Raw genomic sequence first — 26,093 nt, forward strand, 5'->3', positions numbered from 1 at the left:
CGTGCACATCGAGAATCCACGGAATCCACGGGGAGCAGCCATGCCGCCTTTCGCCGACGCCGATCCCGCGACGTTCATCGGCGCCTTCTTTGATTCCCTCACCTCCTCGACCGTCCGGGGCGACGCTCCGGACGAGGTGATGGAGCGCCACTTCACCCCGGACATCGTGCAGTTCAGCGACGGTATCCGGCTCGATCACCAGCGCCTCCGCGATCACTTGCGGCCGGTCTCCAGGAACGTGACGGACTGGCACTTCGAGGTCCACGAGGCATTCGCGGACGGCACGCACATAGCCGCCCGCCTCACCATCCACGCCGGCACCCGCAAGGGCGGCCCCGCCAGCACCGACGTCCTCCTCTTCGCGGACTTCACGGACGACGGACGCATGCACCGCGCGCACCAGCTCACCCGCACTCTTCCCGAGCCGGGCGTCCAGGCGGAGGCGGAGGCGGCCACGTGAACGCATCCCGCTCCGCGCGGATCCGGCTCGTCCACGGGATCGCGTTGCTCGCCACGGGCCTGTTGGCCGGCGCGTTCGGGTACGGCGCCGCCAACCTCGCTCCCACCTTCGACGCCGTGCCTCAGAACATGCGGTTCGACTTCCACACCGAGCTGATGAAGGTCAACGGGATCACGATGCAGGCCGCGATGGCCGTGTCGGCGCTGAGCTCCCTCGCTCTCGCCGTCCTCACGCGCGGTCACCACCGGGCCGTGGCCGCGGTGGCGTGCGCGTTCACTATCACGTCCTTCCTTGTCACCCGCTTCGGGAACGTCCCGATCAACGGCAGAATCAAACAGTGGGCGGTGCACGGGGCTTCGGCGGACACGGCGGAACTCCTGCGGCGCTGGGAGCTGTTCAACATCACCCGGACCCTCACCGCCGTCGTCGCGTTCACCCTCCTGATAGGTCTCGCCCTGCGGCCGCGCGTGGCGGAGGTGGACCGGGCCGCCGCTCTCAGCCCTTCCGCACGGTGAACTCCGACCGCTTCACCCGCAGCAGCGTCCGCCCACCCTCCGACGAAGACTTGGCACCTTCGCAGCGGGCCGGGCCGTCGACGGCGACCACGGCCTCGGAGCCCAGCGCGCGGAATGTGACCTGCCCGTCGCCGACACTCGTGATCTCGGCGGTGGCGTAGGCGAGGCGCAGGCCGCCCGCCGTCACCCCCAGCGGCAGGATCGCCGCGCTGCGGCCGGGGATGTGGAGGCGTTCGCCGCCGAAGAGGGCCTTGCCCTTCTCGGTGACGGAGACGTTCTCCGCGTATCCGGAGGTGACGTTGAAGGCGTGCAGCAGGCGGCCGCCGTCGGCGTCGCGCGTGGTGAGCAGGAAGACGCCGGGGCGGGTGGCGGAGTGCCGCACGGCAGGTGTCGCGCCGAGTTCACGGAACGCGCCCAGCCAGAAGTCGAGGTCGCAGCGGTAGTCCGTGGCGACGACGGCGGCCCGGCCCTTGCCGACGGGGATGTCGAAGCCGCAGCCCTTGCCGGTGGTGAGTTCGCGCAGGATCGTCGTCCCGCGGCTCGACGCGCACAATTGGGCCTTGCCGACGCGGATTTCGGCGATGCCCTCGGCCCAGCCGTGTGCGGACACCGACAGCCAGAACCGGTCGGCGTCGGTCATGGTCTTCTCGGGCTTCAGGCCGAGCGCCTCCTGGAGGACCGTGCAGCTCTCGCCCGCCATGTCCTTGCCGGGCACCTTTCCCGAGAGGAGCAGCTTGCCGCCCGCTTCCAGGTAGCGCACCAGCCGCTTCTGCAGGGCGGCCGCGAGGTACTCGCCGGTGGCGAGCGCGAGGACCGGCACGTCCTTCGGATCGACGTCCCCCGCTTGGAGGTTGATGCTTCGGTAGCGGAAGCCGCCGAGGAGCATGGCTCGGGTCAGCGCCCCGCCGGGCCCGTAGCCGCGGGTGCTCTGCACATCGGCGAGGACCGCGTCGGCCGTGTCCCGCCCGGGCGGGTGGTACTCGGTCAGGTAGTGGTCGGGTACGAAGGCCAGGGCCACGTCGTCGTACTCGGGGCGGGCCGTCGCAAGGAGCGGGGCGAGCGCGCGGACCGAGCGGGCGCTGCGCCGGGTCGGCTCGAAGCTGACGCCGCGCTGGCCCTCGGGGTCGACGGGCGCGGCGAAGCCGTGGCGTTCGCCGGTGATGCCGATGCGGTCGTTGCCGTCGCCCGTCGGCTCGTCGAGCTTGGGATTGAATCCGCCCGCGAACAAGTAGTAGTTGAGCATTTTGTTGCCCTGGGCGAGGCAGAGGCGGGTCTTGAGCCAGGTGCTCTCGGCGTCGCTCTGGTCCGACAGGGTGTTGCCGTAGTCGGCGTGCCCGGCGTCGAACTCAAGGGCCGACAGGGGCTGGTCGTCGTCGGCGACCGCGTCCATGAAGGCGTTGATCAGGTAGAGGTCGGTGACGTTGTGGAGGTCGAGATCGCCGAGGTAGAAGTCGGCGCCGGCGATCATGCCGGGCCTGCCCGCGTACGTCTCCATGAGCTGGCTGATGCCGATGGGGAAGTTCTCTGCGGTGCCGCCGCCGGTGCCGTGGATGTTGATGAGGAAGGGGATGCCGGACACACCGCCGTCGTGCGCGTAGCGCTTCAACTCGTCGACGTAGCGGGCGAATCGGCCGCGCATGAACGTGCCGAGGTCGTGCATGAGCGCGGCGGCGTACGCGTCCCTGGGGGCGCGGATCGCCTTGTCGCGCTCGTCGGCGGAGGCGCCCGCGAAGGGGTAGCGGTCCTTGAGACCGTCGCCGTATGTCGCATCGAGCCAGTCGTTGAAGTCGGCCAGGAGGCCCGTGGTGAGGTTCGGGCCGTTGCTGACCCACGCCAGCATGCCGATCTCGTTGTCGAGTTGGCAGGCGATGACTCCGGGCCGCCCCTTGCGGTGCAGGCGCTCGGCGAGCACCGGCATGACGGCCGCGTACCAGCGCTCGACCTCTTTGAGGTAGGCCGGGGCGAGGTAGTCGAGGGCGGCGGTGGTGGCCTCGGCACCGTCCCAGCCGGTGCCGACGATCTCGGGATGGTCCTTGCCGACACGGAGCGGCACGCCCTCGCCCTTGAGCTCCGCCATGGTGAAGGGGCCCGGCCGGGCGATGACCTTGAAGCCGTTGTCGCGGCAGAGGTCGAGGAAGGCACCGAGATCGCGTTCGGGACGGGTGCGTCCTGTGACGTCGAGGCTGCCGTCGCCGGTCTCGTGCCACATCCAGGGGATGTACGTGGCGATGGTGTCGAGCCCGGCCTCCTTCCCGCGGTCCAGGCGGGACTGCCAGTCCGCGCGCTTCAGCAACCTGCTGAACTGGAGGTACGGGACGGGGAGTCGGAGGGGTGGGCGCGGCACACCGAAAACCGGGTGACCGGCGCGCGGCGGGGCATGCTGGGCCGGGTACCGCCGCGGCTGAGTCCGCGCCCCGGACCTGCGCCTGGCCCGGCCGGGCTGTACCCCGGACCTGCGCCTGACTCGGCCGGGCTCCGCCCCGGACCGCACCTGGCCCCGCCGGGCCGCGCCCCGGCCCCGCGAAGGCGCCAGCCTTGCTCCGCCCCGCTCCCCCACCTATGGTGAATGCGCTTTCATCCGTCGGAGGGCCGGTCACGCCCCCGCAGCAGACTCGGGGGCCGCCCACATGACCACCACCCCCACGGTGTACGACGTCGCCGAACGCTCCGGCGTCTCGATCGCCACCGTGTCGCGGGTCTACCGCAACCCCGACTCCGTACGCGCACAGACCCGCGAGAGGGTGCTCGCCGCCGCCCGCGAGCTCGGCTACGTCCCGAGTGGCAACGCCCGGGGCCTGGCGAGCCGTTCGACCGGCGTGCTCGGCCTGTGCTTTCCCGACTACTCGGATCCGGACGCCGAGTCGGAGGCGGAGGCCGGGGTCGGCGACGAACCGGACGACAACGCCGCGATGCTCTACTCCGACCAGATCATCCGCGGCATGGAGCGGGCCGCCCGCCGGCACGGCTACGCGCTGCTGATCGCGGCATCGCTGAAGAGCGGCCCCGAGACCCTGGTCGCGAAGGTGGCGGGGCGTGTCGACGGATTCGCGGTGCTCGCCCGCACCGTCCCGACGGAGGAGCTGGAGCTCATATCGCGTCGGCAGCCCGTCGTGATGCTGGCGGGCCCGCGCGAACCCGGCGAGCAGGACCGGCCGGTGCGGCTCGACCACATCCAGGTCGCCAACGCCGACGGACAGCGCGAGTTGACCCGCCATCTCATCGAGGACCACGACCTGCGCCGCCTGGCCTACGTGGGCTCGGCGGAGGACTCCCCGGACGTGGAGGCCCGGTTCCACGGCTACACCGAGGCCTGCCGCGCCGCCGGCATCGACGTGGCCGACGTACCCGATGTGCGCGTCGGCATGATGACGCAGGCGGAGGGCGCGCAGGCCACCGACACCCTGCTCGACCGCCCCGGCGAGCACCCCGAGGCACTGCTCTTCGCCAACGACCAGATGGCGGTCGGCGCCCTGCACACTCTGGAGCGGCGAGGTCTGCGCGTGCCGCAGGACGTGACGGTCACCGGCTTCGACGGCATCCCGCTCGGCCGCATGGCACGCCCCGCGCTCACCACGGTCCGTCAGCCGATGCGCCGCATGGGCGAGGAGGCGGTGGAGCTGCTGGTGCGGCGCCTCGGCGGCCAGGGGAACAAGGAACCCGAGTCGCTGACGCTGCCGGTTTCGCTGGTACGCAGGGCGAGTTGCGGCTGCTGAGGCCCGGCCCCTTTCGCTGGACAGCTGGATAGGCTGAGCCCCCGTCCACACCTCCTGGGGGAGCAAATGGCCAGTAGATTCACCGAGTTGGTCGTCGACTGTCACGATCCGGAGCGGCTCGCCGCCTTCTGGTGCGAGGTCCTCGACTTCAAGGTGCTCGAACGGAGCGAGGACAAGGTCGAGATCGGCTCCTGGGAGCCGACCGTCGAGGAGGTCCGGGCCCGCCAGATGCCGCCCACCTTGGTGTTCATCCGCGTACCCGAGGGCAAGAGCGTGAAGAACCGGCTCCACCTGGACGTCAGCCCGGTCGACCGCAGCACCGACGACGAGGCGACGAGGCTGCTCGCCCTCGGCGCCACCAAGGTCGACGTGGGCCAGGGCCCCGGCCGCAACTGGGTGGTCATGGCCGACCCCGAGGGCAACGAGTTCGACGTTCTACGCACGCTGGCGCCGTCCGACTAGCCACGCGGCGCACCCCGCCCTCATCGTCATCCCCATATCGGTCATACTCGATGAAACATGCACAACGTCTCAGATCGAGGAGTCCGTCATCACCATCACAGGACCCGCGCCCCGAGCAGTCGTTGACCGAGCCTCCGGCCCCTCCCGGCTGTGGCACGGCGTGTTGGCCGTCGTCGTCGCGGCGGCGCTCGTCGCGCAGTTCGTGCTCGTGTTCAGCGGTGGGTCCTCCGCCGGGGCCGGGGACACGACAGGGGACGAGGCCGGCACGTGGACCCGGCTGGTGCGCATGCTCAGCTACTTCACCATCCAGAGCAACATCCTCGTCCTGGCCTGCGCCGTGATCCTGGTGCTGCGCCCGGGCCGGGACGGCGCCGGGTGGCGGGTGCTGCGGCTCGACGCGCTGCTCGGCATCACGATCACCGGTCTGGTGTTCGCGATCGTCCTCGCGCCGCAGATCCACGCCGAAGGTGTCTCGCTGTGGATCACGGTGGGGCTGCACTACGTCGCGCCGCCGATGACGCTCCTCGGCTGGCTGCTGTTCGGGCCGCGCGGGCGGATCGACGGCGCGACCGTGGGGTGGGCGTTCGTGTGGCCGACGCTGTGGATCGCGTACACGCTCGTGCACGGCGCGGTCACGGACTGGTACCCGTATCCGTTCCTCGACGCGCACGCGCGCGGCTACGGCCTCGCGCTGCGGAACATCGTCGGGGTGCTCGTGGTCGCGGCCCTGCTGGCCTGGTTGTTCGGGTGGATCGACCGGCGCCTCGGTCGCCGACTCAAGCGGCCGCTGCCACTTCCCGATCACTTCTGACACGGCAGCGCACCACCGTGCGCTCCGAGTCGGCGCCGTCGGCGTTCAGGGCCAGGACCTTGACGACGTGTTCGCCGTCGGCCATCGGGGTGCGGGGCGTCCAGGACCAGGCCCCGTCCTCCGCGACCTGCGCCCTGCCCAGGAACCGGGCGTTCTCCCAGCGTGTCCCGGTAGTGGTCGAGGTCGTACGTGAAGAAGAGCATCGGCCGGCCGGTGTTGGCGAAGTCGAACATCAGGGACGAGTAGTCGGTGACCAGGACGTCCGTGACGAGCATGAGGTCGGCCATGTCGTTGTACGTGGAAACGTCGAAGACGAATCCGTCGCCCGCGCCCGGCACCGGGTCCACGACATTGGGGTGGCGGCGCACCAACAGGACGTGGTCGTCGCCGAGTCGGGCCCGCGCGTCGTCGAGGTCGATGCGGAAGTCGAGCGTGTACTTGCCCGCCGCGTGGTACTGGTCGTCGCGCCAGGTCGGCGCGTACAGGACGACCTTCTTGCCCTCGGGCAGACCGATCCGCTCCCGGACGAGCGCCGCGCGCCGGGCCTGCTCCTGTTCCGTGTGGTGGTGCACGTCGTTGCGGGGATACCCGGTCTCCAGCATCTCGCCCTCGAAGCCGAAGGCGCGGCGCAGGATCGGGGTGCTGAAGGAGTTCGGCGAGACGAGCATGTTCCACTGGCCGACCTCGGTGGAGAGCCGGTCCAGGTAGCCCTGGTCGGAGAAGTGCACCGACTCGATGTCGTGGCCGATCTTCTTCAACGGGGTGCCGTGCCAGGTCTGGACGACGGTCTGCCCTTCGCGGCGCCGGAACCAGGCCGGGAAGTGGTTGTTGTAGACGAGGTACCGGGAGCGGGCCAGGGCCTCGTACCACTCGGGTGACCACATGCGGACGGCGCGGGCGTGCTCCGGAACCTCGACCTGGTCGTCGCGGACGACCCAGAGCAGCTCCAACTCCATTCCCCGGCGCACCAGTTCGTCGAAGACGGCGCGCGGGCTGTCGGCGATCTGCGCGCCGCGGAAGCTGTCGAAGAGGACCGCAGGGCGCACCGGGCGCTTGCGGCAGTGCGGGTAGTGGCGGGTGCGCAACTGGCGCTGTGCGTACGGTCCGCGCGCGGCGGCCGGGATGCCGGAGTGGGAGCGCAGGGTGAACCGGTCGTGCTGCTGGGCCTGCACCTCGAAGCGGCGCCCGGCCAGGGTGCGTTCGCTGGGCAGTCCGGCGACGAGGTCACGACGGGCCTTGAGCACGAGGTCGCGGGTGCGGCCCGGCACGCGGAACGCGAAGTCCCAGCGGCCCGCGGCGAGCGGCACCGCGCCGTTCAGCCCGTCGACGCGCGAGGGGTCGATCGCGAACCGGAAGCGACCGGCCAGGCACTCCACGGGGAAGTCCCGCTCCTCGCCCTTGGCACGGGAGCGCACGACGAGGCGCAGGCCCGCCCGCTCCTCGGCCGACAGGTGCTCCTGGCCGGGGAAGGCGCCCTCGACGGTCAGGCGGCCGTCGTCGGCCCAGGCGCACCGGTCGGCGACCGGCAGTTCGTCGCGGACGAAGAGCACCAGGTAGCCGGGGGCGTTGCGCAGGACGACGACCTCGCGGTCGGCGGCCACCCGGTCGGGCAGCGGGTAGGCGCCGTCGGCGGTGTCGGGGGCGACGACCGGGTACAGCAGGCGCTCGCGGCCGGGGATGTGCAGCGAGGTCTTCCAGCCGTTGCTGCCCACGCGCCATGCCTCGGGGGTGTCCTCACCGCCCGCAGGCGCGAGTGCGTGCAGCGGGATCCGTGTGCGGAACGTGCACCAGCCCTCGCCGCCGTCCTTGAAGTCGACCGGCGCGTCGTGCTCGGCGGCCCCCGTGAGCGCGCGGACCCGCAGCGTGGCGGCCGGCGGCGTCTCAGGAGCCAGGAGCACGCCGCGCAGCTCCAGGTGCTCGCCGCTCACGCGGTGTCCGATGATGCGGGCGCGGACGATCTCCACACGGAGCTTGAGCGCGCCGTCGACGAAGAGCGGGACGACGCGGACGTTCTTGTCGACGTAGAAGTCCCGCGGGTGCGAGGCGCTGCCCGCGTCACCGGCGATGAGCGACTTGTACCGGAACAGACCGCGGCTGAACGCGCCGACCGCGACGTCCCAAGTGCCCTCCACCCACCGGCCCTTGTGCTTGAGGCGCTCGGGGTCGATGGTGGCCTCGAAGCCGGACCAGTCGTAGGAGTAGCGCTGCTGGCCCGAGTGCTCGGTGGCCTCCGGCGCGTAGGTGGTGCGCGCGGGCAGCGCGAGGAACCGGCCCTGCTTCTTCTGCCGCAGCGCGACCGCCTTGAGCGAGTGGCGGCGCTTGCCGACGTCGAGGTTGCGGATGTAGGCGCGGCCGGCGATCCGCAGCTTGCCGCCCTCCCACTCCGCGCTGACCAGCGAGCCCCGCAGGGTGAACTCGGGGCCCAGGCGGTACGCGCTCTTGGGTACGCCGGCGCCGCGGTCGCCCAGGTGCGGGTACGCGAGGTGGCGGCGCAGCCGGCGGCGGACGGGCAACGAGCCGCGGTTGCCACGCTCGAATGCGAGAACGGACAGCAGCTCGTCCAGCTTGCCCGCGCACACCAGGCCCCACTTCACGCGGTCGACGGCGCCCAGCTCCTCGACGATGCCCTCGGCCGCCGCGTCGACGAACGCGGCCGCGTGCCGCATGAAGTGCGCGCGGGTCTCGTCGTCGGCGTCCGACAGTGCGTTGAGGTGGATCATGAGGTCGGACTCGAGGCAGGACCGGTCGTAGCGCCGCTTGTGCTCGACGTACTCCCCGGTCTCCCGCGCCCGCTCGGCGAGATAGCGGCTCACCGAGCCGACCGCGGTGATGCGGTCGCGGATGTTGCCCAGGGCGTGGTTCGTCTGCGTGATCGACGGGGCGGCGCCCCGGTCCCTGCGCCGCCAGTGATAGACGGGCGTACCGACGACGTCGACGCGCTCGGCGCTGTAGTGGGCGACGAGGTTGACCCACACGTCCTCGTACAGGATGCCCTCGGGGTACGTGATGCCGACGCGGTCCCAGAAGGAGCGACGGAACACCTTGTTCCACACGGTGCGGTCGAAGATCAGGCCGTGGTGCCGGGTGATGTGGGTGCGGCGCCGGTCCCGGGCCAGGTGCTTGTGGTGCAGGGTGGAGGGCCAGGACGTGCGGGAGTTCATCATGCGCACGTTGCCGGAGACGAAGTCGGAGCCGCTCTTCGCGAGCGTGCCGATCAGCAGCTCGTACGCGTAGTCCGGGATGACGTCGTCGCCGTCCACGAAGGCGAGGAACTCGGCGTCCGGGTGGATGGCCCGCAGACCGGTGTTCCGGGCGTGGCCGGGGCCGTGCGCCTCCTGCCGGACGAGGCGGAAGCGCGGGTCGGCGGCGCAGTGCCGGGCGGCGAGCTCGCCGGAGCCGTCGGTGGACCCGTCGTCGACGAGGACGACCTCGAAGTCCGTGAAGGTCTGGAGCGAGATCGAGCGCAGACACTCCTCGAGATAGGTGTCCACGTTCTGGAACGGTACGACGACGCTGAGTCGCGGCGCGGCCTCGGGCATGATCCCTCCGGGTTCGACGGATGCCGGTCGCGGGCAGGAGCCGAAGCTCCACGACCAGCCATTTCCATCAAAGCGGGGCAATCCGTGACCGCTGTGGGAGATGCCGGGGCGGCCCCCGGGAGTTCTCCGGGAATCGGGAATCGGGATGCGGGGATCGGGACAGGGATTCGGGGATCGAGGGGCTTCAGCGCGCCGGAATCTCGGCCCACACGCAGTGCCCGCCCGCGAGCCTCCGGCTGCCCCACGCCCCGCCGGCGAGCCGGTCCACCAGCAGCAGACCGCGGCCCCGCTCGACGGAGTCGGTCGCGACAGGGGTGCGCCGCAGGACGGCGGCGGGCAGGCCGGGGCCGCGGTCGAGGACCTCGACGCACAAGGTGCGGCTCACGCTGAGGCGCAACTGGTAGGGGCCGCGGGCGTGTTGGCAGGCGTTGGCGACGAGTTCGCTGGCGACGACGACGGCCGCGTCGACGGCGCGCGGTTCGACGGCGTAGGCGCCGAGCGCCTGCCGCACCCGCTCGCGGGCCTGCGCGGCGGCGAGTTCGACGGACTGGTTCCAGGTCAGCAACGGGCGGGAGCGTTCCGCGTATTCGGGCAGCGACTGCCGACCGTCCGCTGCGCTCGGCTCGCTCGATTCATTCGCGCGGTAGACGTACATGACGGTTCCTCCGGATCGGGACGTGGGGGTGGCACCCTTCCCATGACATTCGGCGCAGCCGTGAAAGCAGCTAGGAATACGGCGTGCGACCGCCGGGCGTTCAGCGGGAGTTCTCGGGGAGCCGCCCCCGGCGCCGTGCCGCGCCGCGCCGCGCCGCGCGCAACGGTGCGGGTCAGGCCTCGCGCTCGGGGTCGAACACGTAGCCGTAGCCGCGCTTGGTGTGGATCGCGGGTGGGCCCAGCGGGTCGAGCTTGCGGCGCAGATACCGGATGTAGGTGTCGACGGCGTCCCTGCCCTGGTGGTGCGGGCCCCACACCGCGCCGAGGATCTGCTGCCGCGACAGCACCTGCCGGGGATGGGCCATGAGGAATTCGAGCAGCCCGTACTCGGTGGGGGTCATCTCCACGGGGGTTCCGGCACGGGTGACGGTGCGGGTTTCGTCGACCAGCACGATGTCACCGACCCGTACGCCGCCCGTGAGATCGGGCTCCTCCGGCTGCGGCTCCGCCTCCGGCGCGGCGGTCTCGCGCTCCCAGACGCAGCGCCGGATCAGCGCCCTGATGCGCATCTGGATCTCGGTGGCGTCCGCGGGCACGACGATGTACTCGTCCGCGCCCGCCGCGAACGCGGCCACGCGCCGGTTGGACTCGGTGTGCCGGGTGAGGAGCACGACGGGCACGGTGTCACCGCCGCCGCGCAGCTCCCGCACCGCGTCGATCGCACTGCCGTCCGGCAGGTCGGTCACGCTGATCACCAGGTCGGGGGCGGCGTCCGCGGCCCGCTCGACGAGCTCGACGGCGGTTGTGGCCGTCACGGCGTCCAGGCCGAGGATTTCCTTGCACAGCATGGCCGCCCGCTCGGCCGGGATGCTCTCCCCGCACCCCAGGAGAGCCTTGCGGAACTTTCCGTTATAGGCGGAATGCACGGATTCAGTCTATGCAGAACGCCGCACAGAACGCCGCGGTGCAGCGGCCGGACCGGCGCGCGGCCGGGCCCCTAACCACCCCCGCGCACCCCCTGTCATCACGGCCCCGTCGCGTGAAAGGATGCGCGGGCACAACTCCGACACAGCACCGCCGCAGGAGGCCCGCATGCGTAGGAGGACGGGCGGGCTGATCACGACCGGTGACGGAACCGTGGTGATGCTCGCCGAACAGCGCCCCGGCGCCGACGGCCAGTGGCGGATCTCCGCCCGCACCCAGGCCGGCCGGCAGATCGCCGAGGTCCGGTTCCGGCTGTGCGAGGACTGCGCGGTCGGTCGGATCCAGGGGATCTGGGTCGACGAGTTGTGGCGCCGCGAGGGGATAGGCCACGAGTTGTTACGCGGCGCGATCGCCGTCGGTGACGGCTTTCGCTGGACCACCACGCTGCAGTCGTCCATGGGCCGCCGCTTCTTCGTCGCCACGGGTGCGACGGAGGGCGTGGAGCTGCTGCACGGCCGGCCGCTGTGCGCGCACATGATGGGGCGGTGGGGCCGCGCCTGGGCGAGACGGGCGGCGGCCTGAGCCGGTCGCCGTCGCTACGGTCTCTGCTGCATGGACCGGTGTCCCTTGGGTACGCGGGGGCGCCACCCACCATCCACCAGAGGCTTGATCATGGATTCGAACGCAACCCCGCAGAACGGCTCCTCCCCCGCACAGCAGGCGCTCAGCGCTCTCAGCATGAATACAGAGGACCAGGGCGCGCTCGACGCGCTCGCCGAGTGCGAGGTCCTCGTGCCCGTGCCCGACGAGGTGGGCGCGGAACAGGACGCGGCCTCCCCCGGGCTGTCCCTGCCGGTCATCGAACAGCCCGGCGGCGAGCAGCTGGTCCCGCTCTTCACGTCCGAGCTGCGCATGTCGGAACTGCTTCCGTTCATCTCGCGCTGCACGCCGGTGCCGCTGGGCGCGCTCGCCGCGAGCTGGCCGACGGAGCTGTCGATGACGATCGACGCGGGTTCACCGGACGCCCTGACGCTCAACGGCGCAGGCGTACGGGAGTTGCTCGGCCACCGGACCTGAGCAGGACCCTCCGTACCGCACCCCCCACCGAGGACCACTGACGACCACAGAGGAGGCCCCGTGCCCTTCCGTGACCGTACGCACGCCGGTGAAGAACTCGCCCTGCGGATGCTGGAGTGGGCCGACTCCAGCGATCTCGTCGATCCGGTCGTGCTCGCGCTGCCACGCGGCGGCGTCCCCGTGGCGGCGCCCGTCGCGCACGCGCTGCACGCGCCCCTCGACGTCCTGGTCGCCCGCAAGATCGGCGTGCCGGGCCGGCGCGAGACCGCGATCGGCGCCGTCGTCGGCGAGGAGCCGCCCCTGTTCGACCGGGTGGCCCTGGAACTCCTGGGCCTGAGCGAGGAAGGGCTCGGCTCCGATGTCGCCGAGGCCCGCGCCGAACTGCACCGCCGCGCCCACGTGTACCGCACCGACCGCCCCGCGCCCCCGGTCGAGAACCGGACGGTGATCGTGGTCGACGACGGGCTCGCCACCGGCCTCACCGCCACCGCGGCCCTCCTCTCGCTACGCCGCCGGGGCGCGGACCGCCTCGTCCTCGCCGCGCCCGTCGGCAGCCCGCAGACCGTGGCGGACCTGCGAGGACACACGGGCGACGTGATCTGCCTCGAACAGCCGGCGGACTTCCACGCCGTGAGCGAGGGCTACGACCGGTTCCCGCAGGTCTCGGACGCGGAGGTGATGGACGTACTGAACGCGTTCCACGCCCGGGAGGACCGTCACGAGAGAAGCGGCCGCGGCGGCTGACCCTTAGGCCCTGTCACCACCCGGTGAGCACCAGGTGGTTCACGAGCAGGGCGAGCGCCACCTGCGCGGCGAGCCACGGTCTCGCCCGGGGGAGGAACGCGCAGGCGGGGACGAGCCACATCGCGAAGGGCAGCCAGATGCGTTCGGTCTCCGCCTTGCTCATGCCGGACAGGTCGGCGGCGAGCAGGGCGATGAGCGCGGCCCCGGCGAGGAGCGCGAGCCGGGCCTGCCCGCCTCCCCTGCCGTCCGGCCGGACCAGCTGCCCGACCGTCCGCCGCAGCCCCGCCACCGTCGCCACGCCGACGACCAGGACCGTGCACGCGAGATTGGCCCACACCCAGTAGCCGTACGGCCGGATGCCGCCGGCGCCCTGGTCGTAACGGGTCATCAGCAGGTGGTACGCCTCCCACCAGTTGAACCCGGCGAGCGTGAACACCACCGGCACGACCGCGAGCCCGGCGCAGAACAGCGCCGCGAGTGCCACCGGCCGATCCCGCACCCTCCCCCGCCCGAGGAAGAGGACCGCAAGCCCGATCAGCGCGAACAGCGTGAGCCCGTACGAGAGGTAGCAGGTCAGGCCGAACAGCAGCCCGGCCCCGGCCGCCCACCAGACCGAACGCCCGCTCACCGCCAGCGCGAGCAGGGCCACCGCCCACGCGGCGACGGCTGCGAAGTACGCATCGGCGGAGGCCCCCATCCACACCGCGCCGGGCACGACGACCATGAACGGGGCGGCGCGGCGCGCCAGTTCCTCCCCGGCGAGCGCGCGCACGGCGACGAGCACGGCCACGCACGCCGTCGCGCCGACGATGACGCACCACAGGCCCGCCCATCCCCCGCCACCGAGCCCGATGCGGTCGAGGAGGACGAAGGTGAGCGGGGCGGCGGGCGGGTGGCCCGCCGTGTGGGCCGGCCAGTGGTCCGGTGAGTCGATGAGGATGTGCCGCGTGTAGTCGCGCAGGGTGGCCGGGATGTCGTGGAAGCGGTCGATGACCTGCAGATACTCGTACTTGGTGGTGAGCCGTTCCGCGACGCCGCGGTGCCAGCCGTCGATCAGGGCGAGGGAGAGGATCCATGCGGTGGCCGTGGCCCAGGCCGAGGCAAGCAGCGCGCGCCAGCGGAGCCGGGCCGCGAGGGCGGGCCCGTACGCGACGACGGCGACGGCCACCGCGAGGGCGGCGGGTGTGCCGGGGCCGAGGTGCGGGAGCCACCTTCCGTACAGCGGGGGCGCGCCGACGTGCAGGGTGCCGTAGGTGTCCTCCATGTGGCGGCCGACGAGCGCGGCGGTCAGTACGAGGAGCAGCGCGGCCGCGGCGGCGTACAGGTCGCGGCGCGTGCCGCGCGGTTCGGTGCGGGGATCCGTGCGAGGGTCGGTGCGGGGGTTCACACCGGAACGCTAGGCCGAGAGGCGTCCCGCACTGCGCCGACCGGCCCTGATGTCAGCGTTTCGTCATGAGTCGCACACCCCGACGGGCGGTACTCGCGGCCTACGGTCGAGACATGCGCGACACCCCCGCCTCGCCCTCCTTCTGGCGCAGCCCGCTGCGCGGCCCCTGGCTCACCTCCGTGCTGGGCCTCGTGCTGCTCGTCGGCATCACCGCCCTGTTCGTGACCGGCCTCGTCTCGTACGCGGCGTACAACCCGGGCCTGGCCCCGGTCAACGACAAGACCCCGGACAAGGGGATCCTCGGCTTCTACCTCTTCGCCTGGCCGACGGACCCGCACTGGCTGTACCGGCTCACGCAGGGCGTGCATGTCACGCTCGGCATCGCGCTGATCCCCGTACTGCTGGCAAAGCTGTGGTCGGTGGTGCCGAAGCTGTTCGCGCTGCCGCCGGCCCGTTCACTGACGCACGCGCTCGAACGTGTCTCGCTGTTGCTGCTGGTCGGCGGCGGGCTCTTCGAGTTCGTCACGGGGGTGATGAACGTGCAGCTCGACTATCTCTTCCCCGGCTCGTTCTATCCGCTGCACTTCTACGGGGCGTGGGTGTTCTTCGCCGCGTTCGTGGCGCACGCGGTGCTGAAGGTTCCGGCGGCGGTGCGCAATGTGCGTCGTGCGCGCGAGGAGGGGGAGTTGGTGGCTCCGCGACCGGATCCGCCGACGGTGTCCCGGCGGGGCGCGCTGTGGTTCGTCGGGGGCGGCTCGCTGCTGTTGTTCGGTACGACGGCCGGGCAGAGCTTCGACGGCCCGCTGCGCCGCACCGCGCTGCTCGCCCCGCACGGCGGCGCGGACCCGGGGACCGGCCCCAACGGCTTCCAGATCAACAAGACCGCCGCCTACGCGGGGATCGACCGCGCGGAGACGGCCGAGGACGCGTGGCGCCTGGTCGTGGTCGGACGTTCGGGCCGCACGGTCCGCCTCAGTCGCATCGAACTGTCCCAACTCCCCCTTCACAGCTCGGCGTTGCCCATCGCCTGCGTGGAGGGCTGGTCGACGTCCGACCAGTGGTGGCGCGGCGTACGGCTGCGGGACCTGGCGGCGCTCGTGGGACACGACGGCGATCCGCCGGATGTGCTCGTCGAGTCGCTGCAGCGGCGCGGCGCCTTCCGGCACGCCGCGCTGCGCGCCAACCAGGTCGCCGATCCACGGTCGTTGCTCGCCCTGTACGTCAACGGGGAAGCGCTCTCCGCCGATCACGGCTACCCGGCGCGCGTGATCGTGCCCGCCGCACCGGGGGTGCTCAACACCAAGTGGGTGGCCCGACTCACCTTCGGAAAGGTGTGACCACGATGTCACTCTTGCGTCGCATCCCTCTGGGAAGCCCGCTTCAACTCCTTTTGCTGCTCTGCTCGTTCGCGCTCGCCGGGTACGCGGGGGTGCGGATGCTCGCCGACGACTGGTTCGGGGTGGCGCTGTGGTTCGTGGGCGCGGCCCTCGTGCACGATCTCGTGCTGGTGCCGTTGTACGCGGGCGTGGACCGGCTACTGGTGCGCGGGGCCGCGACGGCCGGGCGCCGGGAGCGGGTGGGGTACGTCCGGGTTCCGGCCGCGCTCTCGGCGCTGCTGCTGCTCGTCTGGTTCCCGCTGATCAGCGGGGCGCAGGAGGAGCGCTACCGGTCGGCGACCGGCCGCTCCGCCGATGTGTACCTCGGCCACTGGCTGCTGCTCACGGCGGCGCTGTTCGCGGGTTCGGCGCTGGTGCTCGCCGTGCGGGTGCGCAGCGCGGCGAAGCAGCGGCCGCCCACGGACCACTGATCGACGGGGCGCAGACCCGCCCCGGCCGCGTACCGGAGCAGGGCGGGGGTGCCGAGCCGCGCCCACGGGAAGGGGTGACCTCCGGACTGCCCCGGTGAGTCGGTGACCTGCACGCTCGCCCGCTCGTCGACGTCGACGGGCGCGGCTTCGACTATCAACATCCCGCCGGGGGCGAGGAGTTGGACGACGCGGGCGAGCAGGGCGGCCGGTTCGCCGCCGATGCCGATGTTGCCGTCCATCAGCAGCACGGTGTCCCAGCGGCCCTCGCCGGGCAGCGGATCGAACACCGAGCGGCACAGCGCCTGGCCGCCGAAAGCGCGGCTGTGGGCGACGGCGGCATCGCTGACATCCACGCCGAGCGCGGTACGCCCCTGCCCGGCGAGCTCCGCGACGAGCCGTCCGGGCCCGCAGCCGACGTCGAGCACGGCGCCCTCGCAGCGTTCCAGCACCTGCCGGTCGACGGCGTCGGCCCGCGCACACCATCGCTCCACCTCGAGGGGCAGCAGCCACCCGTCGGCGCGCCGCAGGAACAGCGGCCCGCGCCCGGTGCGCAGGGCGGCGGAGTACGGGTCGGCGCCGGCCCAGGGGGCGGCGGGTGGGGCGCTCATCGATCGGCCCCTGCCGTACAGAGCGCCAGTCGTGCGGCGAACCGGCCGTGCGGTGCCTCGGCGGCCACGGCCGCGGCGTCCTCGGCGGTGTCCACGTCACGCAGGGGCGGCAGATCGCGTACCCGCAGGCCCGCCTCGACGAGCCGGGCGCGCTGTGCGGCGCCGGTGTGCGCCGTGGACATGGGCACACCGCGCAGCAGTCCCGGTTCGGGGTCGGCCAGGCCGAGGGCCCAGAAGCCGCCGTCGAGGGCCGGGCCGAACCAGGCATCGCAGTCGGCGAAGTCCACGGTGAGGAGCTCGGGCCGGACCTGCGGGGTGTCCATGCCGATGAGGAGCGCGGGCCCCGTGCACCCGGCGAACGCGGCCGCGAGGCGTTCGTCGAGGCCGCCCGCGCACTGCGGCACGACCTCGAAGCCGGGCGGCAGCCAGGGGCCGGGCGCGCCGTCGAGGACGAGGACGCGGCGGGCGGCCGGGGCCTGGGCGACCGCCTCCAGGGTGTCGGCGAGCGCGGCCTCGGCGAGCTCCGCCGCCTCCTGCGGCGTGAAGGGCGGCGTGAGGCGGGTCTTGACCCGGCCGGGGCGCGGCTCCTTGGCGATGACCAGGAGGTCGACCGGCGATTGACGGCGTGTGCTCACCGCGTGCTTCCTTCCCGTACGGGCGTCTCGTTCAGCACCCGGCTCATGTCGCGCACCGCGTGCCAGGTGCCGCGCCAGGTGCCGGTCACCTTGGAGGCGCCGGTGCGCGGCAGGTACGGCACGTCGTGCTCGGCGATCCGCCAGCCGGCGTCGGCCGCGCGCACCACCATCTGCAGGGGGTAGCCGCTGCGCCGGTCGGTGAGGTCGAGTCCGAGCAGCGCCTCGCGGCGCCCGGCGCGCAGCGGCCCGAGGTCGTGCAGGCGCAGGCCGGTCCTGCGGCGCAGCATGCGGGCGAGCGCGAGGTTGCCGGCGCGGGCGTGCACGGGCCAGGCGCCGCGCACCGTCGGGCGGCGCCGTCCGAGGACCAGGTCGGCCTCGCCGTCCGCCACTTCGCGGACGAAGGGGACGAGCAGCCCCGGGTCGAGCGAGGCGTCGCAGTCGCAGAAGCACACGATGTCGGCGTCGGACGCGGTCAGGCCCGCGTGGCAGGCGGCGCCGAATCCGCGCCGCTCCTCGCGCACGACCTCGGCGCCCAGCGAGCGGGCGATCCCGGCGGAGCCGTCGGTGGATCCGTTGTCGACGACGAGGGCGCGCCAGTGCGGCGGGATCCGGTCGAGGACCCAGGGCAGGGCCTCGGCCTCGTTGAGGCAGGGAAGGACCACGTCGACGGTGGTGGGTGGGCTTGTCACGGGTCTCACCCTACGAGCCTGATTCCGACATTTCGGGCGCGAGATCCTTACGAAACACGGACGTCGACCGCTCGGCCCCGGCCGGGACGTCGCGGAGGCCCGGCGCGGTGCGAGGCTGGTGGCATGCAGCAGTCATACGAGCCCACGGGGCCGGCCCCCGACGGCGGCGCGGCCCGCGTCCTGGTCGTCGACGATGATCCGACCGTCGCCGAGGTGGTGGCGGGATACCTGGACCGCGCCGGCTACCGCGTGGACCGCGCGGACGACGGCCCAGCCGCCCTCGCGCGGGCCGCCGCGCACCGACCGGACCTGGTGGTCCTCGACCTGATGTTGCCCGGCATGGACGGCCTGGAGGTGTGCCGCCGAATGCGTGAACGCGGCCCCGTCCCGGTCATCATGCTCACCGCGCGCGGCGACGAGGACGACCGGATCCTCGGCCTGGAGGTCGGCGCGGACGACTACGTGACGAAGCCGTTCAGCCCGCGCGAGCTGGTGCTGCGCGTGGAGTCGGTGCTGCGCCGCGCCCGCCCCGCCACCGCACGGCAAAGCCCGCTGCGCGCGGCGGGCCTCACGGTCGACCCGGCGGCGCGCCGGGTCACACGGGACGGCACCGAACTCGCCCTGACCTTGCGCGAGTTCGACCTCCTGGCCTACTTCCTGCGCAATCCCGGGCGGGCGTACAGCCGGGAGGACCTGATGCGCGAGGTGTGGGGCTGGGAGTTCGGCGACCTGTCGACAGTCACGGTCCACATCCGCCGGCTGCGCGGCAAGGTCGAGGACGATCCGGCCCGCCCGCGCCTGATCCAGACGGTGTGGGGCGTGGGCTACCGCTTCGAGCCGACGCCGGCGGCCGCAGACCTGGAGGCCTGACCGTGCCCCTTCACGACATCCTTCTCATCGCCCTGTACGCCTTCGTCGGCGCCGCCGCCACGGGCCTCGCCGGGGCGGCCGCGCTGCGGCTGCTGCGGCGCCGTTCGCTCACCACGTCGATCGCCGTGGTCGCCACCGTCGGCGTGGTCGCGATGCTGGCGGGCACCCTCGCCGTGGCGTGGGCCATGTTCCTGTCGCCGCACGACCTGAGCGTGGTGACGCTGGTGGCGGCGATGGCTGCTGCCGTCTCGCTGGCGACGGCGCTCGTCCTCGGCCGGTGGGTGGTGGCGCGCAGCCGTGAACTGGCCGACGCAGCCCGCTCGTTCGGCGACGGCGGCGACTTCGCCGCGCCCGACGCCCCGGCCACCGCCGAACTGGAGGAGCTCAGCCGGGAGCTGGCGGCGACCAGCGCCAAGCTCGCCGCCTCCCGTGAGCGTGAGCGCGCCCTGGAGACCTCGCGGCGCGAGCTGGTCGCCTGGATCTCGCACGATCTGCGCACCCCGCTCGCGGGTCTGCGCGCCATGGCGGAGGCGCTGGAGGACGGCGTCGCCGCCGACCCGGACCGCTATCTGCGCCAGATGCGCACCGACGTCGAGCGGCTCAACGACATGGTGGGCGATCTCTTCGAGTTGTCCCGCATCCACGCGGGCGCGCTGCCGCTGGCCCCGGCAAGGATGTCCCTGTACGACCTGGTCAGCGACGCGCTGGCGGGCGCCGACCCGCTGGCGCGCGAGCACGGGGTACGGCTCGTCGGCGAGCAGGTGGAGCCGGTGCCGGTGGAGGTCGACGGCAAGGAGATGAGCCGGGTCCTGGGCAATCTCCTCGTCAACGCGATCCGCCGCACGCCGGCGGACGGCACGGTCGCCGTCGCCGCGCACCGCTCGCCGGAGGGCGTGGTGGTGTCGGTCTCGGACGCCTGCGGCGGCATCCCCGAGGAGGACCTCCCGCGCGTCTTCGACACCGGCTGGCGCGGCACCCACGCCCGTACTCCCCCGGCAGGCGCGGGTCTCGGTCTCGCGATCGTGCGCGGCATCGTGGAGGCGCACGCGGGCCGGGCCACGGTCAGCAACATCCCCGGCGGCTGCCGCTTCGAGGTCACGCTGCCGAACGCCGCCGCGAGCACCGCCGCACCGTAATGGCCGCCGTACGGCATGGCTTGGAACCCTCCTTCGCACCCAGCAGGGCATCAAGGACCTCACCGACGCCGAGGCCCTCGTCGGCAAGGACCGCGAGTCGCACCAGCGCGACCTCTCCGACTCGATCGAGAACGGCGACTCCACCAGATCCCGGTCAACGCGCCGAAGAACCCGGTGAACTCCTACCACCGCGACGGCGCCATGCGCGTCGACGGCAACCAGGGGGCCACGCCCGGCACCGAGCCGAACTCGTACGGCCGCTGGCGCGAGCAGCCCGCCTACCGCGAGCCGAGCCAGGCCGTGGGCGCCGTAGCCGACCGGTTCGACTTCCGCGAGGACGACGACAACTACTTCGAGCAGCCAGGCAACCTGTTCCGGCTGATGAGCGCCGAGCAGCAGCAGGCGCTGTTCGCTGGAGGCGGGCCCCGATCTCGACTCGGGCACTCCGACGGCGCGGGCCGCGGCGACGATGTTCGGGCGCGAGCACCTGCTGACCCACTGACCGGGGCTCACCTGTCCATCGCGGCGTGCGCGAACTCCCGTACCCCGTCGTCGAATTGCACCTCGGGCTTCCACCCGAGCTCGGCGCGGAGTCGCGCGGAGTCCGCGGTGATGTGCCGGACGTCGCCGAGCCGGTACTCCCCCGTCACGACGGGATCGGGCCCGCCGTACGCCGCCGCGAGCGCCGACGCCATCTCGCCGACGGTGTGCGGCGTGCCGCTGCCCGTGTTGTAGGCGCGCAGCACGCCCGGCTCGGCGTCCGCCTCCAGCGCCACCGCGTTGGCCTCGGCCACGTCCCGTACGTGCACGAAGTCGCGCCGCTGGCGGCCGTCCTCGAAGACACGCGGCGCCTCGCCGCGGGCGAGCGCGGAGCGGAAGAAGGAGGCGACACCGGCGTACGGGGTGTCGCGGGGCATCCGCGGCCCGTACACGTTGTGGTAGCGCAGCGAGAGCGCCGTCCCACCGCTCGCGCGCGCCCAGGCGGCGGCGAGGTGTTCCTGCGCGAGCTTGGTCGCGGCGTACACATTGCGCGGGTCGACGGGGGCGTCCTCACCCACGAGGCCGGGCGCCAACTCGGCGCCGCAGTCGGGGCACTTGGGCTCGAACCGCCCCGCGTCCAGATCGGCGGCGGCGCGCGGACCGGGCCGGACGACGCCGTGCCGCGGGCAGGCGTAGCGCCCCTCCCCGTAGACGACCATGGACCCCGCGAGCACGAGCCGCGGCACACCGGCCTCGGCCATGGCGGCGAGCAGCACCGCCGTGCCGAGGTCGTTGCGCGAGACGTACTCGGCGGCGTCGGCGACCCCGTTGCCGAGCCCGACCCGCGCCGCCTGATGACACACGGCGTCGACGCCGACCAGCGCGCGGGCGACCGCGTCGGGGTCGCGCACATCGGCGCCGGGATCCTCCCGCACGTCGAACACGACGGGCTCGTGCCCGCGCGCGGTCAGCGCCTCGACGACATGGGACCCGATGAACCCGGCACCGCCGGTGACCAGTACTCGCATGCCGCCACGCTAGATCCCCCGGCCCCGCGCACCACGGCAACGGGCCGATGCGTCACCACTCCGTAAGACCCGGCCGCACGGCCCCTTGACACGTTTTGCATAATGCAAAGGTCGGTATTTTGCATGGTGCAAACGTGAGGCAGGGAAAAGAGTGAGCGGCACAGGAGGCGGCCTGCGGGCACTACGCCCGATGCTCGGCGGCCGGGGTTCGACGATGGTTCTCGCGGTGCTCGTGGGTGCGGGAGCGGGGCTCGGCTCGATCGTCTTCCGCTGGTGCATCCAGACGTTCACGCGCCTGTTCTCCGGGCACGGCGACTACGCGGCGGACCCCGGCAGCGCCAACCCGCACGTGCCCTGGCTCGGCCCCTTCTTCGTCCTCGTCACCCCCGTCATCGGCGGCCTCCTCTACGGCCCGCTGGTCAACCGCTTCGCCAAGGAGGCGCGCGGGCACGGCGTGCCGGAGGTGATGCTCGCGGTCGCCAAGCGCGGCGGCCGGATCAGCCCGAAGGTGGCCGTCGTGAAGACACTCGCTTCGGCGCTGACCATCGGCTCGGGCGGTTCGGTGGGGCGCGAGGGGCCGATCGTGCAGATCGGCTCGGCGCTCGGTTCGACGCTCGGCCGCATCACCGGACTCTCGGAGGAGCGGTTGAAGCTGCTCGTCGCGTGCGGCGCGGCGGGCGGCATCGCGGCGACGTTCAACGCGCCGCTGGCCGGTGTGTTCTTCGCGATGGAGCTGATCCTGCGGACCTTCACCGTCGAGGCGTTCGGCGCGACGGTCCTGGCCAGCGTCACCGCGAGCGTGATCGGCCGGGCCGCCTTCGGTGACGTGGCATTCCTGAGCCTGCCCGACTTCCCGGTCCAACACCTCGGCCAGTACGCCCTGTTCGCCGTGCTCGGCGTCGTCGCGGGCGCGGTCGGCGTCGGCTTCTCGCGCGTCCTGTACGCGATCGAGGACGCCTGCGACTGGCTGTGGCGCGGCCCCGAGTGGCTGCGCCCCGCGGTCGGCGGGCTCGCGCTCGGCCTGGTCCTGCTCGCGCTTCCCGAGATGTACGGGGTCGGGTACCCGGTCCTGGAGAAGGCGACGGAGGGCGGGTACGCCATCGGCTTCCTGCTGCTCCTGCTCGTCGGCAAGATGATCGCCACGAGCCTGACCATCGGCATCGGCGGCTCGGGCGGGGTGTTCGCGCCGAGCCTGTTCATCGGGGCGATGCTGGGCGCCGCGTTCGGCGCGGTCGCGCACGGCCTGCTGCCCGGCACGGCGGGAGCCGTCGGCGCGTACGCGCTGGTGGGCATGGGCGCCGTCTTCGCGGGCTCGTCCCGCGCGCCGATCACCGCCGTGGTGATCCTCTTCGAGCTGACCGGCGAGTACTCGATCATCCTGCCGCTGATGCTGGCGATCGTCCTCGCCACCGCCACCAGCCGCCTGCTCACGCGCGACACCATCTACACGCTCAAGCTGCGCCGCCGCGGCATCGACCTGGACGGCCCCGCGCCGGACGCGCCGCTCGGCGGGCAGCGGGTGGCCACCGTCCTGGAACCGCTGCCGACTCCCCTGCCCGCGTCGCTCCAACTGGCCGACGCCGCCGAGCTGTTGAGCCGCTCGGGCCACGGCGCCCTGCCCGTGCGCGACGACCGTGGCGCGCATCTCGGCGTCGTCACGGCGCAGGCGGTGGCCGAGACGCTGGCGGAGCAGCCGGACGGGGCGCCGTCCACCGTGGGCGAACTCGCCCTGCACACGCCCCGCGTCACCGCGGACCAGCCGCTCGCCGCGGCACTGCACACGCTCCTCGCGGCGCCCGGCACGGGACTTCCGGTGATGCACACCGACAAGGATGAGCCGGTGGGCTGGCTCAGCCACCAAGGGGCGCTGCGGGCGCTGCACCGGCCTGCGCCCGCGCAGGGCGTGTCCGCGTAGGACGTGTCCGCATAGGACGCGCAGGCCGCGCCCGCGTAGGTTCAGCCGGCGGAGCCCGTCGGCAGATCGGCCCAGCCCAGCGGGTGCAGGGTCGGGTCCGGGTTGTCGGGCGCCGAGGGCTCGCCGCCGGCCTCGTTGAACGCGTCCAGCGCGCCGATCAGCGACGCGCGCTGCTCCGGGTCGAGGCGCTCCACGATCCCCGCGATGTCCTCGCGGCGCCGCGTGGTCACGTTCTCGACGGTGCGGCGCCCCTCGTCGGTCAACTGCAGGAGCGTCTCCCGGCGGTTGGCGGGGTTCGCGCGGCGGTCCGCGAGTCCCGCCGCGATCAGCCGGTCCACCATCCGCATCGCGGTGGACGGCGCCACGTGCAACTGCTCGGCGAGCATGACGAGTTTGGTGGCGCCGCGCGTCGAGAGCACCACCAGCATCCGGAACTGGGCCAGCGTCACCCGGTCCTCGACCTCCGCGAGGGACCGGGCCGACACGGCGACGAGCAGCCGCGACGCGGTGAGCACTGCTCGGGTCACCGCGTCCACGTCGTCCCGGCCCTCGGCCCGGGGCCCGCTCCCGCTCTCAGCCATGCGCCCTCCTCGCGGTGTCGATACCCGCCAGTATGAGGTCGATGCCGGCCAGGAACTGCGCCCGGTCGTCATGTTCGGGCAGTTCCGCGGCCACCTGCCGCAGGAACGGGTAGCGAGTGGCGTCAAGTTCCTTCCACCGGGCGGCGATTCCGCCGAGGAACGCCGAGCGGTCGGTCGCGCCCGGGAGTACGAGGCCGGCGTTCGCGGCGTTCTGAGCTGCGGCTCCGAGTACGTAATTCAGCAGCGCGGAGGCGGAGTTGAACTGCTCCGCGCGCGCGACGCCCAGCTCCTGGAGCCGGCCACCGAGGCCCTCGAAGATCTGCAACAGCGCGACTCCCCAAGGCTCGCGCGAGAGCTGGGTCCCCACCCACGGGTGCACGTCGATCGCATCGAAGACGCCGAGCGCCAGGACACGGATCCCCTCCCGCGGATCCTCGTCACGGGCCACGTCCGCCATGACGCGCGTGACGACGCCGTCGGTGGCCGCGGCGAGCAGCTCGTCCTTGTTCGCGACGTGCCAGTAGATCGCCCCGGCGCCGGTCGCCAGACGCGCCGCGAGGGCACGGAAGGTCAGCCCCTTCTCGCCCTCGGTGTCGAGGATCTCGATCGCCGCCTCGACGATCCGCTCCTTGGAGAGCGCGTCGGTGCGCTGTGCCCTGGTCGCCATGGGTCCCATTTTGACACGGCTGGAACATTGTTCCAAACTGGTACTGGAACAACGTTCCACGCTCATCGCTTCCCGAAATCTCGGACTCTCGAAACGGAGCAAGATCATGAACACGACTACGCACACGACTGCGACCACGACCACGCACACGACCACCCCGATCACGATCGTCGGCGCGGGCCTCGGCGGCCTCGTCCTCGCCCGGGTCCTGCACGTCCACGGCATCCCCGCGACGGTCTACGAAGCCGACCCCTCGCCGGACTCCCGCACCCAGGGCGGCCAGCTCGACATACACGAGGCCGACGGGCAGGCGGCCCTCGCGGCGGCCGGGCTCACCGAGGAGTTCCGCGCGATCATCCACGAGGGCGCCGAGGCGCTGCGCGTGCTCGACCAGCACGGCAAGGTGCTGATGGACGAGCCCGACGACGGCAGCGCGAAGCGCCCCGAGGTGCTCCGCGGCGACCTGCGCCGGATCCTGCTCGACTCGCTGCCCGAGGGCACGGTCCAGTGGGGACACAAGATCACCGGTGTCAGGCCGCTCGGCGACGGCCGCCACGAGCTGACCTTCGCCGACGGTTCGACCGTCACCACCAGCCTCCTCGTCGGGGCCGACGGCGCCTGGTCGAAGGTCCGCCCCCTCGTCTCGGACGCCACGCCCGCCTACACCGGCACGACGTTCGTCGAGACCTACCTGTACGACGTGGACGAGCGCCACGCGGCGGCCGCCGATGCGGTCGGCGCCGGCGCCCTGCTCGCCCCTTCCCCCGGCAAGGGCATCAACGCGCACCGCGAGGCCGGCGGAATCATCCACACCTACGTCCAACTGACCCGCCCCGCCTCCTGGTTCGCCGACATCGACTTCACGGACGTGGCCGCGGCGAAGGCCCGGATCGCGGCCGAGTTCGAGGGCTGGGCCCCGGAGCTCACCGCCCTGATCACGGACGGCGAGTCGGCCCCGGTCGCGCGCATGATCCACACGCTGCCCGACGGACACCACTGGGACCGCGTGCCGGGCGTGACGCTGCTGGGCGACGCCGCGCACCTGATGCCGCCGTCCGGCGACGGCGCCAACCTGGCCATGTTCGACGGCGCCGAACTCGGCCGGGCGATCGCCGCACACCCCGGCGACATCGAGGCGGCCCTCGCGGACTACGAAGCGGTGATGTTCGCCCGCACCTCCGGCTTCTACGACGACGCGCGCGAGATCTTGGACCTCTGCCTCGGCGACGGTGCACCGCACTCACTCGTCGACTTCTTCACCGCGGCTGGTGAGTCCGTCGCTGGCGAGTCGGCTGCCGGCGAGTCCGTCACTGGTGAGCGCGTCGCCGGCGAGACGGCGACGGAGTCCGACGCCGCGCGAGCCTGACCCGACGAAGCCCACCGAAAGGCAC

Annotated in this window: 24 protein-coding genes and 1 pseudogene; 14 read left to right on the forward strand and 11 right to left on the reverse strand. The window is 72.6% G+C overall.

All coding sequences use genetic code 11. The features are described 5' to 3' along the window. The first annotated feature begins 40 nt into the window (after positions 1-40). Together OHA73_RS03195 and OHA73_RS03200 are read left to right on the forward strand one after the other, a co-directional pair. Positions 41-460, forward strand: a complete 420-nt coding sequence (locus OHA73_RS03195; RefSeq protein WP_327654075.1) for a nuclear transport factor 2 family protein — start codon at positions 41-43, stop codon at positions 458-460. After that, positions 457-975 carry a DUF1772 domain-containing protein gene (locus OHA73_RS03200; RefSeq protein WP_327654076.1) on the forward strand — a complete coding sequence of 173 codons (519 nt, stop codon included), beginning with the start codon at positions 457-459 and terminating at the stop codon, positions 973-975. The genes OHA73_RS03195 and OHA73_RS03200 overlap by 4 nt, the downstream gene beginning before the upstream one ends. Here OHA73_RS03200 and OHA73_RS03205 read toward each other — a convergent pair. Beyond that, positions 956-3,319 (reverse strand): beta-galactosidase, encoded by a 2,364-nt coding sequence (locus OHA73_RS03205; RefSeq protein ID WP_327654077.1) that lies wholly within the window; start codon positions 3,317-3,319, stop codon positions 956-958. The two genes, OHA73_RS03200 and OHA73_RS03205, sit on opposite strands and share 20 nt — an antisense overlap. 283 nt (positions 3,320-3,602) lie before the next feature. Between OHA73_RS03205 and OHA73_RS03210 the strand changes: the two genes are divergently transcribed. From OHA73_RS03210 to OHA73_RS03220, 3 genes are all read left to right on the forward strand, one after another. After that, entirely contained in the window at positions 3,603-4,688 is a 1,086-nt protein-coding gene (locus OHA73_RS03210) for a LacI family DNA-binding transcriptional regulator (RefSeq protein ID WP_327654078.1), read from the forward strand. A gap of 66 nt (positions 4,689-4,754) precedes the next feature. Continuing rightward, positions 4,755-5,150, forward strand: a complete 396-nt coding sequence (locus OHA73_RS03215; protein ID WP_266717588.1) for a VOC family protein — start codon at positions 4,755-4,757, stop codon at positions 5,148-5,150. Between the two features lie 160 nt (positions 5,151-5,310). Further along, entirely contained in the window at positions 5,311-5,961 is a 651-nt protein-coding gene (locus tag OHA73_RS03220) for a Pr6Pr family membrane protein (protein WP_327654079.1), read from the forward strand. Here the strand turns inward: OHA73_RS03220 and OHA73_RS03225 are convergent. The 3 genes from OHA73_RS03225 to OHA73_RS03235 form a co-directional block, all read right to left on the reverse strand. Beyond that, positions 5,952-9,500, reverse strand: coding sequence for a bifunctional glycosyltransferase/CDP-glycerol:glycerophosphate glycerophosphotransferase (locus tag OHA73_RS03225; protein WP_327654080.1), 3,549 nt, complete (start codon positions 9,498-9,500; stop codon positions 5,952-5,954). The genes OHA73_RS03220 and OHA73_RS03225 overlap by 10 nt on opposite strands. A 184-nt stretch (positions 9,501-9,684) precedes the next feature. Then, entirely contained in the window at positions 9,685-10,155 is a 471-nt protein-coding gene (locus OHA73_RS03230; RefSeq protein WP_327654081.1) for an ATP-binding protein, read from the reverse strand. Positions 10,156-10,327: 172 nt separating this feature from the next. After that, complete coding sequence (locus OHA73_RS03235) at positions 10,328-11,080, reverse strand: response regulator transcription factor (protein ID WP_327654082.1); 753 nt, start codon at positions 11,078-11,080, stop codon at positions 10,328-10,330. A gap of 166 nt (positions 11,081-11,246) precedes the next feature. On the opposite strand from OHA73_RS03235, the gene OHA73_RS03240 reads away from it, so the two are divergent. The 3 genes from OHA73_RS03240 (at position 11,247) to OHA73_RS03250 (ending at position 12,899) form a co-directional block, all read left to right on the forward strand. Continuing rightward, a complete protein-coding gene (locus OHA73_RS03240; RefSeq protein WP_327654083.1) occupies positions 11,247-11,660 on the forward strand; it encodes a hypothetical protein in 414 nt (137 codons plus the stop codon). Positions 11,661-11,750: 90 nt separating this feature from the next. Beyond that, positions 11,751-12,155: an SseB family protein gene (locus OHA73_RS03245; RefSeq protein WP_266717583.1), complete on the forward strand. Its 405-nt coding sequence runs from the start codon at positions 11,751-11,753 to the stop codon at positions 12,153-12,155. 60 nt (positions 12,156-12,215) lie between these two features. After that, positions 12,216-12,899 carry a phosphoribosyltransferase gene (locus OHA73_RS03250; RefSeq protein ID WP_327654084.1) on the forward strand — a complete coding sequence of 228 codons (684 nt, stop codon included), beginning with the start codon at positions 12,216-12,218 and terminating at the stop codon, positions 12,897-12,899. Between the two features lie 13 nt (positions 12,900-12,912). Here the strand turns inward: OHA73_RS03250 and OHA73_RS03255 are convergent, their stop codons facing one another. Continuing rightward, positions 12,913-14,286: a hypothetical protein gene (locus tag OHA73_RS03255; RefSeq protein WP_327654085.1), complete on the reverse strand. Its 1,374-nt coding sequence runs from the start codon at positions 14,284-14,286 to the stop codon at positions 12,913-12,915. A 113-nt stretch (positions 14,287-14,399) separates the two neighbouring features. Between OHA73_RS03255 and OHA73_RS03260 the strand changes: the two genes are divergently transcribed. Further along, positions 14,400-15,623 (forward strand): molybdopterin-dependent oxidoreductase, encoded by a 1,224-nt coding sequence (locus OHA73_RS03260; protein ID WP_327654086.1) that lies wholly within the window; start codon positions 14,400-14,402, stop codon positions 15,621-15,623. A gap of 325 nt (positions 15,624-15,948) precedes the next feature. On the opposite strand, the gene OHA73_RS03265 is transcribed toward OHA73_RS03260, so the two are convergent. The 3 genes from OHA73_RS03265 to OHA73_RS03275 are packed head-to-tail and all read right to left on the reverse strand — an operon-like array spanning position 15,949 to position 18,025. Beyond that, a complete protein-coding gene (locus tag OHA73_RS03265) occupies positions 15,949-16,701 on the reverse strand; it encodes a class I SAM-dependent methyltransferase (protein WP_327654087.1) in 753 nt (250 codons plus the stop codon). Further along, positions 16,698-17,336 carry a TIGR04282 family arsenosugar biosynthesis glycosyltransferase gene (locus OHA73_RS03270; RefSeq protein WP_327654088.1) on the reverse strand — a complete coding sequence of 213 codons (639 nt, stop codon included), beginning with the start codon at positions 17,334-17,336 and terminating at the stop codon, positions 16,698-16,700. The genes OHA73_RS03265 and OHA73_RS03270 overlap by 4 nt, the downstream gene beginning before the upstream one ends. Beyond that, positions 17,333-18,025, reverse strand: a complete 693-nt coding sequence (locus tag OHA73_RS03275; RefSeq protein WP_327654089.1) for a glycosyltransferase family 2 protein — start codon at positions 18,023-18,025, stop codon at positions 17,333-17,335. The genes OHA73_RS03270 and OHA73_RS03275 overlap by 4 nt, the downstream gene beginning before the upstream one ends. A 123-nt stretch (positions 18,026-18,148) precedes the next feature. Here OHA73_RS03275 and OHA73_RS03280 point away from each other — a divergent pair, with 123 nt between their 5' ends. From OHA73_RS03280 to OHA73_RS03290, 3 genes and pseudogenes are all read left to right on the forward strand, one after another. After that, complete coding sequence (locus OHA73_RS03280) at positions 18,149-18,895, forward strand: response regulator transcription factor (protein ID WP_327654090.1); 747 nt, start codon at positions 18,149-18,151, stop codon at positions 18,893-18,895. A 2-nt stretch (positions 18,896-18,897) separates the two neighbouring features. Continuing rightward, positions 18,898-20,031 (forward strand): sensor histidine kinase, encoded by a 1,134-nt coding sequence (locus OHA73_RS03285; RefSeq protein WP_327654091.1) that lies wholly within the window; start codon positions 18,898-18,900, stop codon positions 20,029-20,031. Between the two features lie 16 nt (positions 20,032-20,047). After that, a pseudogene (locus OHA73_RS03290) lies at positions 20,048-20,442 on the forward strand (catalase); the annotation flags it as partial. Positions 20,443-20,540: 98 nt separating this feature from the next. Here the strand turns inward: OHA73_RS03290 and OHA73_RS03295 are convergent. Next, on the reverse strand, positions 20,541-21,539 hold the full coding sequence (locus OHA73_RS03295; protein WP_327654092.1) for an NAD-dependent epimerase/dehydratase family protein: 999 nt from the start codon (positions 21,537-21,539) through the stop codon (positions 20,541-20,543). A gap of 214 nt (positions 21,540-21,753) precedes the next feature. Between OHA73_RS03295 and OHA73_RS03300 the strand changes: the two genes are divergently transcribed. Further along, positions 21,754-23,454 (forward strand): chloride channel protein, encoded by a 1,701-nt coding sequence (locus OHA73_RS03300; RefSeq protein WP_327658395.1) that lies wholly within the window; start codon positions 21,754-21,756, stop codon positions 23,452-23,454. Between the two features lie 41 nt (positions 23,455-23,495). On the opposite strand, the gene OHA73_RS03305 is transcribed toward OHA73_RS03300, so the two are convergent. Together OHA73_RS03305 and OHA73_RS03310 are read right to left on the reverse strand one after the other, a co-directional pair. Beyond that, a complete protein-coding gene (locus tag OHA73_RS03305) occupies positions 23,496-24,035 on the reverse strand; it encodes a MarR family winged helix-turn-helix transcriptional regulator (RefSeq protein ID WP_266717564.1) in 540 nt (179 codons plus the stop codon). Next, a complete protein-coding gene (locus OHA73_RS03310) occupies positions 24,028-24,702 on the reverse strand; it encodes a TetR/AcrR family transcriptional regulator (protein ID WP_327654093.1) in 675 nt (224 codons plus the stop codon). The genes OHA73_RS03305 and OHA73_RS03310 overlap by 8 nt, the downstream gene beginning before the upstream one ends. Positions 24,703-24,808: 106 nt before the next feature. On the opposite strand from OHA73_RS03310, the gene OHA73_RS03315 reads away from it, so the two are divergent. Next, the gene (locus OHA73_RS03315; protein ID WP_327654094.1) at positions 24,809-26,068 is read left to right on the forward strand and encodes an FAD-dependent oxidoreductase; all 1,260 of its coding nucleotides are present in this window, start codon (positions 24,809-24,811) and stop codon (positions 26,066-26,068) included. The last annotated feature ends 25 nt before the right edge of the window (positions 26,069-26,093 follow it).

The organism is Streptomyces sp. NBC_00483, from assembly GCF_036013745.1.
Lineage (GTDB): Bacteria > Actinomycetota > Actinomycetes > Streptomycetales > Streptomycetaceae > Streptomyces.